Annotated in this window: 13 protein-coding genes; 8 read left to right on the top strand and 5 right to left on the bottom strand. The window is 61.4% G+C overall.

Annotation, left to right across the window (positions count from 1 at the left end; all coding sequences use genetic code 11):
* Positions 1 to 12 precede the first annotated feature (12 nt).
* Positions 13 to 1,992, bottom strand: a complete 1,980-nt coding sequence (locus IGS60_RS25705) for a monovalent cation:proton antiporter family protein (protein ID WP_070292354.1) — start codon at positions 1,990 to 1,992, stop codon at positions 13 to 15.
* Positions 1,993 to 2,100: 108 nt separating this feature from the next.
* Here IGS60_RS25705 and IGS60_RS25700 point away from each other — a divergent pair, with 108 nt between their 5' ends.
* From IGS60_RS25700 to IGS60_RS25665, 8 genes are all read left to right on the top strand, one after another.
* Complete coding sequence (locus tag IGS60_RS25700; protein WP_083287963.1) at positions 2,101 to 3,111, top strand: SIS domain-containing protein; 1,011 nt, start codon at positions 2,101 to 2,103, stop codon at positions 3,109 to 3,111.
* Complete coding sequence (locus IGS60_RS25695) at positions 3,111 to 3,644, top strand: HAD family hydrolase (RefSeq protein WP_070221654.1); 534 nt, start codon at positions 3,111 to 3,113, stop codon at positions 3,642 to 3,644. Before IGS60_RS25700 ends, IGS60_RS25695 begins: the two co-directional genes overlap by 1 nt.
* A 42-nt stretch (positions 3,645 to 3,686) precedes the next feature.
* On the top strand, positions 3,687 to 4,298 hold the full coding sequence (gene lptC, locus IGS60_RS25690) for an LPS export ABC transporter periplasmic protein LptC (protein WP_070221653.1): 612 nt from the start codon (positions 3,687 to 3,689) through the stop codon (positions 4,296 to 4,298).
* Positions 4,299 to 4,323: 25 nt separating this feature from the next.
* A complete protein-coding gene (gene lptA / locus IGS60_RS25685; RefSeq protein WP_070221652.1) occupies positions 4,324 to 4,905 on the top strand; it encodes a lipopolysaccharide transport periplasmic protein LptA in 582 nt (193 codons plus the stop codon).
* Positions 4,905 to 5,660 carry an LPS export ABC transporter ATP-binding protein gene (gene lptB, locus IGS60_RS25680; protein ID WP_034753325.1) on the top strand — a complete coding sequence of 252 codons (756 nt, stop codon included), beginning with the start codon at positions 4,905 to 4,907 and terminating at the stop codon, positions 5,658 to 5,660. The genes lptA and lptB overlap by 1 nt, the downstream gene beginning before the upstream one ends.
* A gap of 4 nt (positions 5,661 to 5,664) precedes the next feature.
* Positions 5,665 to 7,143: an RNA polymerase factor sigma-54 gene (locus IGS60_RS25675; RefSeq protein ID WP_070221651.1), complete on the top strand. Its 1,479-nt coding sequence runs from the start codon at positions 5,665 to 5,667 to the stop codon at positions 7,141 to 7,143.
* Positions 7,144 to 7,212: 69 nt separating this feature from the next.
* The gene (gene raiA / locus IGS60_RS25670) at positions 7,213 to 7,572 is read left to right on the top strand and encodes a ribosome-associated translation inhibitor RaiA (protein ID WP_070221650.1); all 360 of its coding nucleotides are present in this window, start codon (positions 7,213 to 7,215) and stop codon (positions 7,570 to 7,572) included.
* Between the two features lie 131 nt (positions 7,573 to 7,703).
* Complete coding sequence (locus tag IGS60_RS25665) at positions 7,704 to 8,789, top strand: enoyl-CoA hydratase/isomerase family protein (protein ID WP_230506589.1); 1,086 nt, start codon at positions 7,704 to 7,706, stop codon at positions 8,787 to 8,789.
* Here the strand turns inward: IGS60_RS25665 and rapZ are convergent, their stop codons facing one another.
* The 4 genes from rapZ to queF all read right to left on the bottom strand — a co-directional run bounded on the left by rapZ (position 8,790) and on the right by queF (position 12,460).
* Positions 8,790 to 9,653 carry an RNase adapter RapZ gene (gene rapZ / locus IGS60_RS25660; protein ID WP_070221648.1) on the bottom strand — a complete coding sequence of 288 codons (864 nt, stop codon included), beginning with the start codon at positions 9,651 to 9,653 and terminating at the stop codon, positions 8,790 to 8,792. It lies immediately after the preceding gene.
* A gap of 166 nt (positions 9,654 to 9,819) precedes the next feature.
* Entirely contained in the window at positions 9,820 to 10,755 is a 936-nt protein-coding gene (gene hprK, locus IGS60_RS25655) for an HPr(Ser) kinase/phosphatase (RefSeq protein ID WP_034753337.1), read from the bottom strand.
* Positions 10,756 to 10,791: 36 nt separating this feature from the next.
* Positions 10,792 to 11,274 (bottom strand): PTS sugar transporter subunit IIA, encoded by a 483-nt coding sequence (locus IGS60_RS25650; RefSeq protein ID WP_034753339.1) that lies wholly within the window; start codon positions 11,272 to 11,274, stop codon positions 10,792 to 10,794.
* A gap of 343 nt (positions 11,275 to 11,617) precedes the next feature.
* Positions 11,618 to 12,460, bottom strand: coding sequence for an NADPH-dependent 7-cyano-7-deazaguanine reductase QueF (gene queF, locus IGS60_RS25645; RefSeq protein ID WP_230506588.1), 843 nt, complete (start codon positions 12,458 to 12,460; stop codon positions 11,618 to 11,620).
* Positions 12,461 to 12,541 lie beyond the last annotated feature (81 nt).

The raw sequence follows: 12,541 nt of genomic DNA, 5'->3' as shown, positions 1-12,541 counted from the left end.
AAGATCGGCAGATTATTTCAATAGCAAGGTTTCGGCCTTGGCTACGGCGTCGGCCGTGCCGCGCAGCACCACCACGTCGCCGCTGGCCAGCCGCGTTTCGGGGCTGACATCGAGGCTGCCGCGGCCGCGGCGGATGGCCGTCACAAACGCGCCGCAGCCGGCCACGTCGATCGCACTCAAGGGCAAGTCCACGCAGTGCGCGCCTTCGCTGACGGTGACCGTATGCAGGCGCTCCAGTTCGGCATCGTCGCCCGCGTCGCTGGAACCGTGGAAATAGCCGCGCAGGGAGGCATAGCGCTCCTCGCGCGCCGCCTGCACCCGGTGCACCACGCGGCGCAGGGGCACGCCCATCATGATGAGCGCGTGCGAAGCGAGCATCAGGCTGCCTTCCATTAATTCCGGCACGACTTCGGCCGCACCCGCGCTTTTCAGCTGGTCGAGGTCGGTATCGTCGTGGCTGCGAACGATGACGGGCAAGGTCGGCGCCATTTCTTTGAGTAAATGTAATAACTTCAGTGCCGAGGGGGTATTCGCATACGTGATCACCACGGCGCTGGCCCGGTAGATGCCGGCCGCCACCAGGCTTTCACGCCGGCCCGCGTCGCCATATGAGACGTGGGCGCCGGCCAGCTGCGCTTCCTGTACCCGTTCCGGGTCCAGGTCCAGCGCGTGGTATTCGATCTTTTCCTCCGCCAGCAGGGTGGCCAGGCTTTGCCCGCTGCGCCCGAAACCGGCGATCAGCACGTGTTTCTGCGAAGCCATCGTGCGCGTGGCGATCTTCGTCAGGGCCAGCGATTGCATCATCCAGTCGTTGGCGGCCAATTTCATGACGATGGCGTCCGACTTGGCGATGAGGAAGGGCGCCACCAGCATCGACAGCACCATCGAGGCCAGCACCACCTGCACGACGAACGGGTCCATCAGCTTGATGCCTCCAGCCAGATTCAGCAGCACGAAGCCGAACTCGCCCGCCTGCGCCAGCGCCAGGCCCGTGCGCAATGACACGCCCGTCGATGAGCCGAACAGCCGGGCCAGGCCCGCGATCAGGGTGAATTTCAGCAGCACGGGGCCGCACAGCAAGAGCAGGACGAGCCACCAGTTGTCGAGCACCACGCGGATATTGAGCAGCATGCCGACGGTGATGAAGAACAGGCCCAGCAGCACGTCGCGGAACGGTTTGATATCCTCTTCCACCTGGTGCTTGAATTCCGTTTCGGAAATGAGCATGCCGGCAACAAACGCCCCCAGGGCCAGCGACAGCCCGGCGCGCTCCGTGATCCAGGCCGCGCCCAGGGTGATCAGCAGCAGGTTGAGCATGAACAATTCCTGCGAGCGGCGCTTGGCGACGATGGTCAGCCAGCCGCGCACCATCTTCTGGCCGAGGAACAGCAGCAAGATCAGCACGACCAGGGCCTTGCCGCCGGCCCAGGCCAGGGTTTCGGCCAGGTTGTCCGAATCGCGCGTGAGGGCGGGAATCAGGATCAGCAGGGGCACGACGGCCAGGTCCTGGAACAGCAGGATGCCGATGATCTTGCGGCCGTGTTCGCTTTCGAGTTCCAGCCGCTCCGTGAGCATTTTCGAGACGATGGCCGTCGACGACATGGCCAGCGCGCCGCCCAGGGCGAACGCGGCTTGCCAGCTCAGGTGGATGTAGGCGGACAGGTAGCGCCCGACGAACCAGCCGAAGACGACGGTGGCGATGATGGTGGTGACCACCTGCGCCATGCCTAGGCCGAAAACGATGCGCCGCATGGCGAGGAACTTGGGCAAAGAAAACTCGAGCCCGATGGAAAACATCAGGAAGACGACGCCGAACTCGGCCAGGGTATGGCTGGCTTCGTTTTCCGCCGCCAGGCCCAGCGCATGGGGGCCGATAACGATGCCGACGGCCAGATAGCCGAGCATGGGCGGCAAATGCAACATTCTGAAAGCGACCACGCCCAGCACGGCGCTGCCGAGTAACATCAGGGTCAGTTCAAGCGAGGAAAACATGGGTTGCCCGGTACGGTCAATGGAAATCGTTGTTTGTTGTGACTGGCAAGTTTTTTGCTTTCCTAATTCGTTTATACTTTGGGCATGAGTGTAACCCATGAAAAAACAATGCTGAAAGCTTTTGACCGAATTGACATGCAAGCGACGACCGAGCGCGCCGTCGCGCTGGCCCGCACCACCTTGCAGATCGAGTCCGACGCCATCAATGCGCTGCACGCGCGCCTGGCAACGGACGACAGCGTGGGCCGCGCCGTGGCGCTGCTGCTGCAGTGCAAGGGGCGTGTCGTCGTCTCGGGCATCGGCAAGTCCGGCCATATCGCACGCAAGATTGCCGCCACCCTCGCTTCCACCGGCACGCCGGCCCTGTTCGTGCATCCGGCCGAAGCGGCCCATGGCGACCTGGGCATGGTCACCTCGGACGATGCTTTTATTGCCATCTCGTACTCGGGCGAGTCGTCCGAACTGATGGCCATCATGCCCGTCGTCAAGCGCATGGGGGGCGTACTGATTTCCATGACGGGTAAACCGAATTCCAGCCTGGCCCAGCTGGCCGATGTGCACCTGGATATTTCTGTTGAAAAAGAGGCCTGTCCGCTGAATCTGGCGCCGACGGCCAGCACCACCGTCACCCTGGCTCTGGGCGATGCGATCGCCGTGGCCTTGCTCGACTTGCGCGGCTTCAAGGAAGAAGATTTCGCCCGCTCGCACCCGGGCGGCGCCCTGGGCCGTCGCCTGCTTACGCACGTGCATGACGTCATGCGCAGCGGCGAACGGGTGCCGAAAGTACCCGTGGACGCCTCGCTGCTGCAGGCGCTGGAAGAAATGACGAAGAAGGGCATGGGCATGACGGCCGTCGTCGATGCGGACAACCGCCCCGTGGGCGTGTTTACGGATGGCGACTTGCGCCGCATGTTCGAGCGCGTGCAGGACTTCACGCAAGTGGCGATCCGCGACGTCATGCATGCGCAGCCGCGCAGCATCGCGCCCGAACGCCTGGCTGTCGATGCCGTGGCCGTGATGGAACAGTTCCGCATCAACCAGATGCTGGTCGTCGATGCCGACGGCAAGCTGGTGGGCGCCCTGCATATCCATGATCTGACGCAAGCGAAGGTGATCTGATGGAGAGCGTAGCGGACAACCTGGCGCGCGCGGCCAAGGTCAAACTGATGATCTTTGACGTCGACGGCGTGCTCACCGACGGCAGCCTGCATTTCGGCCCCGATGGCGAAATGATGAAAACGTTTAATGTGTATGATGGCCTGGGCATCAAGCTGCTGCAGGAATCCGGTGTGCAGACGGCCATCATCAGCGCGCGCCGCTCGGCCATCACGGCACGCCGCGCGCAAGACCTGGGCATTACCCATGTGCACCAGGGCGGTCACGACAAGCTGACGCCGTTTCGCGAACTGCTGGCGCTGACGGGCTTGACGGAAGAGCAATGCGGCTACATCGGCGACGACGTCATCGATGCGCCCATCCTGCGTCGCGTGGGCTTTGCCGTCAGCGTGCCGGGCGGGCGTCCGGAAGCGCAGGGCCTGGCGCACCATGTGACGCAGGCCGGCGGCGGCCGCGGCGCGGTGCGCGAAATCTGCGAATTCCTGCTGCGTGCCCAGGACAACTATGCGCGCGTCATGGCGCCGTTCCTGGAGTGAGGTGCGCCTTGCCGCCAGTGACCTATGAAAGAGTGAAACCCTATGCGTAAGCCAGGAGGCGCCCATCGCTGGCGCATGATTTTTACCCTGCTGGGCGCGGTCGTCGTCGCGCTGGCCAGCTTTTGGCTGCTTGAAGTGATGAACAAGAATGGCCAGGACATCAAGGCCAGCAAGAATTTGGGTGAGCCCGACTATTTCATCACCAATTTCAGCCTGGTGCGCATGGACTTGACGGGTAAGCCCAGCTATATCGTGTCGGGCAACAAGCTCACGCATTATCCGGCCGACGATTCGTCCGATATCGACCAGCCCTTCGTGCGCAAGCTCACGCCGGGCATGCCGCCGCTGAACATGAATGCGGAACTGGCGCATATCGACCAGGACAATACCCGGCTGCAACTGCACCGCAAGGTCGTGATCGACCGCGTGGCCAGTCCGAAGGCGCAGAACCTGACGGTCAGGACGGAAGCGCTGACGGTGTTTCCGGACGAAGAAAGAATGGAAACGGACGTGCCTGTCGATATCCTGACGGGTGCCTCGCGCATCAATGGTATCGGCATGAAGGCCAATAACGCCACCGGCGTGGTGGAAGTGCAGAATGCCTTGCGCATGGTCCTCCCGCCGAAACCGCGCCCGGCCGCGGCGGCAAAATGACAGAATGAAACAAGGAAACCATACTATGAAGAACATCTTGCTGTTGAGCGTATTTTCTCTGGCCCTCATGGGCGTGGCGCATGCCGAGAAGGCCGATTCCGAGAAGGAAGCCGTCATCACGGCGCGTAGCGGCCACGTCGATGACGTCAAGCAGATTCGTACCCTGACGGGCGACGTCGTGCTGGTCAAGGGCACGCTGACCATGAAGGCGGGCCGGGCCCTGATCACGGAAGACCCGCAAGGCTACCAGTTCATCACCTTCTGGGCAGATCCCGGCAAGCTGGCCACGTTCCGCCAGAAGCGCGATGGCGCCGGCGACCTGTGGGTCGAAGGCGAAGCGGAACGTGTGGAATACGACAACAAGACGGAAGTGGTGAAACTGTTTTCCAAGGCCAAGCTGACGCGCCTGGAAGGCACGAAAGTGACGGACGTGGCCAATGGCGCCTTCATCTCGTATGACAGCCGCAAGGAAGTATTCAAGATGGAAAATTCCGACAGCGGCACCAGCACCTCCGATGGCGGCAGCGTGCGCATGGTGATCCAGCCGAAGACCAAGGCGCCCGCGGCGGAGAAAGCGCCGGCCACACCTGTGCCAGGAACGAAATAATGGACAATACCCGTTGCGGCAGCACCCTGATCGTTCGCGGACTGCAGAAAACCTATGGCAAGCGGCAAGTCGTGCATGATGTCTCGCTGCAAGTCGAATGCGGCGAAGTGGTGGGGCTGCTGGGCCCGAACGGCGCCGGCAAGACCACCTCGTTCTACATGATCGTCGGCCTGGTGCCGTCGGATGGCGGCAGCATCGACATCAGCGGCGTGGACATTTCCAGCCTGCCGATCCACCGCCGCGCACAGATGGGCCTGTCGTATCTGCCGCAGGAGGCGTCCGTGTTCCGCAAGCTGACGGTGGAAGACAATATCCGCGCCGTGCTGGAAATCCAGACCGTCGAAGGCCGTCCTTTGAAGAAGGCCGAGATCGAGGAACGCCTGGATAAACTGCTGGCCGACTTGCAGATTGAAAAGTTGCGCGAGAACCAGGCGCTGTCCCTGTCGGGCGGCGAGCGCCGCCGCGTGGAAATCGCCCGCGCCCTGGCCACCGATCCCCGTTTCGTGCTGCTCGACGAACCGTTCGCCGGCGTTGATCCGATCGCCGTGATCGAGATCCAGCGCATCGTGCGCTTCTTGAAGGAGCGCAATATCGGCGTGCTGATCACCGATCATAATGTGCGCGAGACGCTGGGTATTTGCGACCGTGCCTACATCATCAACCAGGGCTCGGTACTGGCGTCGGGACGCCCCGACGACATCATCGCGAACGAGTCGGTACGCCGGGTCTATCTGGGCGAACACTTCCGCATGTAAGCCAATGAAACAATCATTGCAGCTGCGCACTTCGCAGCACCTGGCACTGACGCCGCAGTTGCAGCAATCGATACGCCTGTTGCAATTGTCTACTCTGGAATTGCATCAGGAACTCGAGCAACTGCTGACGGACAATCCCTTGCTCGAGCGCCTCGACGATCCACTCGACCGTTCGCTGCGCCTGCTGTCCGATGGGGCCTTGAGCTCCACGGCCGCGCCGGCCGAAGCGCCGCCCCAGCCGCCAGGCCAGGAGGCGCCCGCGGCGCCGGCCGAAGCGGAAACCTTTGACGGCGAGGCGGGCGAGGGCCCGGCCGCCGCGGATGGCGGCGACAGTGACTGGAGCGAGGCGAGCCGGGGCAAGGCGCCCGACGACGAAGATTCGCGCCCGCAGCTGGAGGCCCATCACTGCACCCTGCGCGAACACCTGATGGAGCAGATGCGCGTGACGGTGCTCGAATTGCGCGACCGCGCGCTGGTCGAGCTGATCATCGACGCGCTCGACGACAATGGCTACCTGGAAGAGTCGCTCGACGACATCCTGGCGCGCCTGCCGGAAGAGCTGGAAATCGATGCCGACGAGATGCGCACGGCCTTGTCGCTGCTGCAAAGTTTCGATCCGCCCGGCGTGGGCGCGCGCAATGCGTCCGAATGCCTGGCGCTGCAAATCAAGCGCTTGCCGCACATCGCCATGGTGACGCGGCGCATGGCCCTCGTCATCGTGGAAAAGCACCTGGCCTGGTTTGCCCAGCGCGATTTCAACAAGCTGAAAAAAGCCCTCGATTGCGACGATGAAGACTTGCGTGAAGCGCAGACGGTAATTCGCCAGTGCAACCCGCATCCGGGCGCCGTGTTCGCTGCGGACGTGTCCGATTACGTGGTGCCCGACGTCGTCGTCAAGCGCGCGCGCAATGGCTGGCAAGTGACCCTGAACAACGACGTCATGCCGCGCCTGCGCGTCAATGCCATGTACGCCAACTTGCTCAAGCAGGGCAAGGGCGAGGGCGCCATGGGTGCACAGTTGCAGGAAGCCAAGTGGCTGATCAAGAACATGCGCCAGCGCTTCGACACGATTCTGCGCGTGGCGCAGGCGATAGTAGAAAGACAAAAGAACTTTTTCTCGCATGGGGCCGTTGCCATGCGCCCCCTTGTGCTCCGTGAAATAGCTGATACACTGGGTTTACACGAGAGTACTATCTCGCGGGTAACAACTCAAAAGTACATGCTGACCCCGCACGGCATGTTCGAGTTGAAATATTTCTTTGGTAGCCACGTCGCCACCGAAGCGGGGGGCGAAGCTTCATCGACGGCGATACGGGCATTGATCGTGCAACTGACAGGAGCAGAAGACCCTAAAAATCCTTTATCCGACAGTAAGATTGCGGACATGCTGGGGGAACAAGGCATGGTGATTGCGCGACGTACTGTTGCCAAATACCGGGAAGCATTAAAAATTCCGCCAGTGAGCCTGCGTAAGTGTTTGTAAGTTTTTTTCGGTTCCTCTGCGGGCCGGATACGATGGACCGCACGAACCCGATCATCTTTAGGAGTGTGTATGAATCTCACCATCAGCGGACATCATCTCGAAGTGACACCAGCCATCCGTGAATACGTACAAACGAAGCTGGAGCGCGTGAAACGTCATTTCGATCAAGTTATCGATATCGCCGTGATTCTGACCGTGGATAACCTCAAAGAGAAAGAAAAACGTCAAAAGGCCGAAGTCAACCTGCGTCTGAGCGGCAAAACTGTCTATGTGGAAAGCCTGGCGCACGACCTGTATGCCGCGATCGATACCCTGATCGACAAGCTCGATAGGCAAGTGATGAAATACAAAACCAAAGTGCAAGGGCACGGTAAAGAGGCGATCAAGCATCTGCCAGACAGTTCGGAAGAAGAATTCGCCCCCGCCTAAGCGGCCCGCGACTTTCAACCGGCTGTGATCAACTAAGGGCGCACATTGCGCCCTTTTTTGCGTCCAGCGAAACGCAATGTTCGCCGCGCAGGCGCTAGAATGTTTGCACTTTCACTTCTTTCCTGCCTGCCATGAGCGACCTCGTCCAGATTTCCATCCGCCACCGCACGGGCCACATCGTGCTCGACCGTCCGAAAGCCTTGAATTCCCTGTCGCTGGAGATGGTGCGCGCCCTGAGCGCGGCCTTGCTGGCCTGGCGCGACGATCCGCAGGTGGACGCCGTGGTGATCCGCTCCAGCAGCGAAAAAGCCCTGTGCGCGGGTGGCGACATCCGTTTCTTTTACGACGCGGGCCTGGCCACGCCGCAGGGCGGCAGCGCCTTGCTGGAAGATTTCTTTACGGAAGAATATGCTTTAAATCATTTGATCCATTTTTATCCGAAACCGTATATCGCCGTCATGGATGGGGTGGTGATGGGCGGCGGCATGGGCGTGGCGCAAGCGGGGCCCGGCAACCGCCTGCGCATCGTCACGGGCCGCACGCGCATGGCCATGCCGGAAGTCAATATCGGGCTGTTCCCCGACGTGGGCGGCAGTTACTTTTTGTCCCGTCTGGCGGGTCAGCTGGGCCTGTACCTGGGCTTGACGGGTTTGACGATCAACGCGGCCGACGCCCTCTACACGGGCCTGGCCGATGTCTACGTGCCCGAGGCGCAGATGGGGGCGCTGCTGGCCCTGTTCGAATCAACGCCGGGCGAAGGCTTGCCGGTCGCTATCAAGGCACTGGCGGCACCATTCCAGGCCGAGGCGGGCGCTTCCCCCCTGGCCACGGCGCGCGCTGCGCTGGACCGCCACTTCAGCGCGGGTTCGGTGGCCGCCATCATGGCCTCGCTGGCGAAGGATGACGGCGCATTTGCGGCGAAGGCGCTGGCGGCCATGCGCTTGCGCTCGCCCTTGATGATGTCGGTGACCCTGGAGTTGCTGCAGCGGGGCGCCCACCTGGGCGTGGCCGATTGCCTGCGCATGGAGCGCACGGTGGTGCGCCACAATTTCGAACATGGCGAAGTGCTCGAGGGCGTGCGCGCGCTGGTGGTCGACAAGGACAATGCGCCGCGCTGGAACCCCGCCAGCCTGGACGAGGTCGATGCCAGCATGGTGGCGCGCTTCTTTGCGCCTGTCTGGCCGGCGCAAGCCCATCCGCTGCGCCACCTCGACTGATTAAGAACGCTCGCGGTGGCGCAGCACGACTCTTTCTTTGGGGCCGAAATACTGCGCCAGCCGTTCCGCCATGTACACGGAGCGGTGCTGGCCGCCCGTGCAGCCCAGCGCCACCGTCAGGTAGCTGCGGTTGTCGGACTTGAACGACGGCAGCCATTTTTCGATGAAGGCGCGGATGTCGGCCAGCAGCTCCAGCGCGCTCGGTTGCGCGTCGAGGAAAGCGATCACGGGCGCGTCGCGGCCGTCGAGCGGGCGCAGGGCCAGGTCGTAATAGGGATTGGGCAAGGCCCGCACGTCGAAGACGAAATCGGCATCGAGCGGCACGCCCAGCTTGAAGGCGAACGATTCGAAGAACAGGGTCAGCGGCGCGCGCTCTGAGGCGACGATATCCTTGATCCACGCGCGCAGTTTGTTGGCGCTCAGTTCCGAGGTATCGATCACATGGCCCAGCTGTTCGATGGCCGACAGGCGTTCGCGTTCTTCCGAGATGCACTCGATCAGGGTGCGGCGGCTGGCCGGATTCTGGTTCGGACGCAACTCGTGCGACAGCGGATGGCTGCGCCGCGTTTCCGAGAAGCGCGCCACCAGCGAATGCGTGGTGGCTGTCAAGAACATGACCTTGACGTCATGCCCCTGGTCGCGCAACAGCGCGACATTGTGCGGCAAGCTGACGAGCGATTCGGCGCTGCGCGCATCGACGGCGACGGCCAGTTGCGGCGTGCCTTCGTCGAGCAAGGTTTGCACCAGGCTCGGCAGCAAGGCCGGCGGCAGGTTGTCGACGCAATAGTAGCCGGTATCTTCCAGCACATTGAGCGCGACGGATTTACCGGAGCCGGATATTCCGGTGATAAGGACGATATGCATAGCCCGATCATACAATAAAGACCGGCACCGCGCTCCCGATGCAATTATCTTTACAAATTATTGCAATTTGGGCTGTGATATTTCTTTGCTGCACGCGCCAACAATGCTGTCGGATTACGCGGGGCCTTGCCCCACCTCGGCGGCCCCGCTAATCCGACCTACGTTGCTAATCGCCGCTCATGGCGAGGCGTTGCCGTTCCATGAACTCCTGCAAGGTATCGATGCCGCGCAGTTGCAGAATCGTGTTGCGCACGGCCGCTTCCAGCAGCACGGCGATGTTGCGGCCGGCGGCGACGGGGATGACGACCTTGCGCACCGGCAAGCCCAGCACGTCTTCCGTAGGGAACAGGAAAGGCAGGCGCTCGACTTCCTCTTCCAGCGCGTTGCGGCGCACCAGGTGGACGATCAGTTTCAGGCGCATCTTGCGGCGCACGGCCGTTTCGCCAAAGATGGCCTTGATGTCGAGCAAGCCCAGGCCCCGCACTTCCAGCAGGTTTTGCAGCAGGGGCGGGCAGCGGCCTTCGATCATGTTCGGCGCGATGCGCGAGAATTCGACGGCGTCGTCGGCCACCAGGCCGTGGCTGCGCGAAATCAGCTCCAGCCCCAGCTCGCTCTTGCCCAGGCCCGAATCGCCCGTGATCAGCACGCCCACGCCCAGCACGTCCATGAACACGCCATGCATGATGATGCGCTGCGCCAGTTTTTTCGACAGGTAGACGCGCAGAAAGTCGATCACTTGCGCGGCCGGCAGCGGGGTGGAGAACAGGGGGATGTTTTGCTCGTCGCAGATGGCGAGGATGTCGGGCGGCGTTTCCAGCCCTTGCGCGATGATCAGCGCGGGCGGACCGCCGGCGATCAGTTCGCCGATCACGTGGGTACGCGTGTTGACCTTCAGGCGCTGATAGTAGTTGATTTCCTGGTGACCGAAGACCTGGATGCGGCCCGGATGGATCAGGTTCAAGTGGCCTACCTGGTCGGCGGCCGACGAGACGTCGCCCGAGATCAGGCGCTCGCCGCCGGGGAAGCCGGCGAACCAGCCCAGTTGCAGACTTTCACGATTATCGTCGTACAGGCGTTGTATCGTCAGCGGCGTTTGCAACATGGCAGTCTTCTTCAGGAGTGGAGGAATACCTGAAGTTTAACCCGCCGCTTGCAGACTGGGTTGCCAATTGACGATGCGCGAATGCACGGATTTCGGTTCCGGATCCGTGGCCAATGCCGTACGGAAGGCGTCATCGGAAAACATTTCGGCGATTTCCGACAGGATTTCCAGATGTTGCTGGGTGACATGATCGGGAATCAGCAGGAAAAACAGCAGATTGACGGGCTTGCCATCGGGCGACTCGAACGGAATCGGTTCGGCCAGGCGCACGAAGGCGCCCAGCGGCGATTTCAAGGTCTTGCTGCCCTTGACTCTGCCATGCGGCACGGCCACGCCATGACCCAGACCCGTCGAGCCCAGACGTTCGCGGGCAAACAGATTGTCCGAGACGGTAGAGCGGGCGATGCCGTAATTGTTTTCGAAGATCAGGCCGGCTTGCTCGAAGGCGCGCTTCTTGCTGGAAACTTCCAGGTCCAGCAGGACGTTTTCGAGGGATAATATTTTGCTAAGATTAGTCATGACACTCAATGAAATGGTGCAATGCGCAGAGGGCTTGCGAGCCGAATTATAGGCCTGTTTTCGCGGCCTGTAACGCCAATTCTCAACAGTATACGTCCGCTGCGGGCGCAGTGGGCGCTACAGCCAATGTGACCATCATTTTAGCAAAAAAATAACATCGGCGTGTATCGGCTATTTCTTGATTAAAAACACGCGGCGCGCCGGTTTTTCCGCCGCCGAATGCCGATTTTCCGATTTTTCAGCGTCTTTGACATGCTCTGCGGCACTACTGCAACGTTGTTTTAAAACACAGCCAACATTCCTGTTGGCATGGTTTTGCGGTGTTGCGCGGTGTTGCCTAGCGTTACTGGCGCGCGTTGCGCAGATTGCCCGGCATCGCTCCCGTGCTGAAGTTGCTGCGCCAGGGATTGATGTCGAGGCCGCCGCGGCGCGTATAGCGCGCATACACGGACAGTTTTTGGGGCTTGCACTGACGCAAGATATCGACAAAGATGCGTTCCACGCATTGCTCGTGGAATTCATTGTGTTCGCGGAAACCGATCAGGTAGCGCAACAGGCTTTCCTGGTCGATCTGCGGCCCCGCATACACGATCTGCACGCTGCCCCAGTCGGGCTGGCCCGTCACCAGGCAATTCGATTTGAGCAAATGTGACACCAGTTTTTCTTCCACGGGCGCCTCATCGAGCGCCGCCTTCAAGAGCAGCGGCGAGGGCGTGTATTGCGTGATTTCCAGGTCCAGACGGTCGAGCAGCACGCCGTCGAACTCGCCCATTTTGAGCTTGCCGAAATCTTCCTGCAAAGTCAGTTCCACTTGCACGGGCGCGCCGAAACCATTCGACAAATCCTGCTTGAGCAATGCCAGCAGGGCTTGCGGGCTGTCCAGCTTGGTCTGGTTGAACGAGTTCAGGTAGAGCTTGAACGATTTCGATTCGATGATGTTGGGCGAATCGGCCGGCGCGCTGACCTTGGCAATGGCCACCTGCGGCTTGCCGCGCTGGTTCAGCCACGACAGTTCGTAGGCGTTCCAGATATCGAGGCCGAAAAACGGTAATGTACCGTGCAGTTCCAGCTCGTCGCGCTTGCCCTGGCGCGGAATCGGAAACAGCAATTCCGGCGCGTAATCGGTGCGGTAGGCGGAGCTTTTGCCCAGCGGGGATTGTTCGGCGAGGTCGTTGGTGGTGGTCATGGTCGTGTGGCGTGAATTCAGTCAAGCACGCATGGTAGCCTATTTCGGGGTCAGACCCGTCGGGTCTGACCCCAGCTTGTT

This window comes from Janthinobacterium sp. FW305-128, assembly GCF_020858135.1.
Taxonomy (GTDB): domain Bacteria; phylum Pseudomonadota; class Gammaproteobacteria; order Burkholderiales; family Burkholderiaceae_D; genus Janthinobacterium.
The sequence above is the reverse complement of the archived record's forward strand: the minus strand, read 5'-3'. Positions and strand labels throughout refer to the sequence as shown.

Excerpts from the sequence above, each read along its gene's own strand:
- IGS60_RS25705 (WP_070292354.1), bottom strand. The coding sequence starts at position 1,992 with ATGTTTTCCTCGCTTGAACTGACCCTGATGTTACTCGGCAGCGCCGTG.
- IGS60_RS25700 (WP_083287963.1), top strand. The coding sequence starts at position 2,101 with ATGCTGAAAGCTTTTGACCGAATTGACATGCAAGCGACGACCGAGCGC.
- IGS60_RS25695 (WP_070221654.1), top strand. The coding sequence starts at position 3,111 with ATGGAGAGCGTAGCGGACAACCTGGCGCGCGCGGCCAAGGTCAAACTG.
- lptC (WP_070221653.1), top strand. The coding sequence starts at position 3,687 with ATGCGTAAGCCAGGAGGCGCCCATCGCTGGCGCATGATTTTTACCCTG.
- lptA (WP_070221652.1), top strand. The coding sequence starts at position 4,324 with ATGAAGAACATCTTGCTGTTGAGCGTATTTTCTCTGGCCCTCATGGGC.
- lptB (WP_034753325.1), top strand. The coding sequence starts at position 4,905 with ATGGACAATACCCGTTGCGGCAGCACCCTGATCGTTCGCGGACTGCAG.
- IGS60_RS25675 (WP_070221651.1), top strand. The coding sequence starts at position 5,665 with ATGAAACAATCATTGCAGCTGCGCACTTCGCAGCACCTGGCACTGACG.
- raiA (WP_070221650.1), top strand. The coding sequence starts at position 7,213 with ATGAATCTCACCATCAGCGGACATCATCTCGAAGTGACACCAGCCATC.
- IGS60_RS25665 (WP_230506589.1), top strand. The coding sequence starts at position 7,704 with ATGAGCGACCTCGTCCAGATTTCCATCCGCCACCGCACGGGCCACATC.
- rapZ (WP_070221648.1), bottom strand. The coding sequence starts at position 9,653 with ATGCATATCGTCCTTATCACCGGAATATCCGGCTCCGGTAAATCCGTC.
- hprK (WP_034753337.1), bottom strand. The coding sequence starts at position 10,755 with ATGTTGCAAACGCCGCTGACGATACAACGCCTGTACGACGATAATCGT.
- IGS60_RS25650 (WP_034753339.1), bottom strand. The coding sequence starts at position 11,274 with ATGACTAATCTTAGCAAAATATTATCCCTCGAAAACGTCCTGCTGGAC.
- queF (WP_230506588.1), bottom strand. The coding sequence starts at position 12,460 with ATGACCACCACCAACGACCTCGCCGAACAATCCCCGCTGGGCAAAAGC.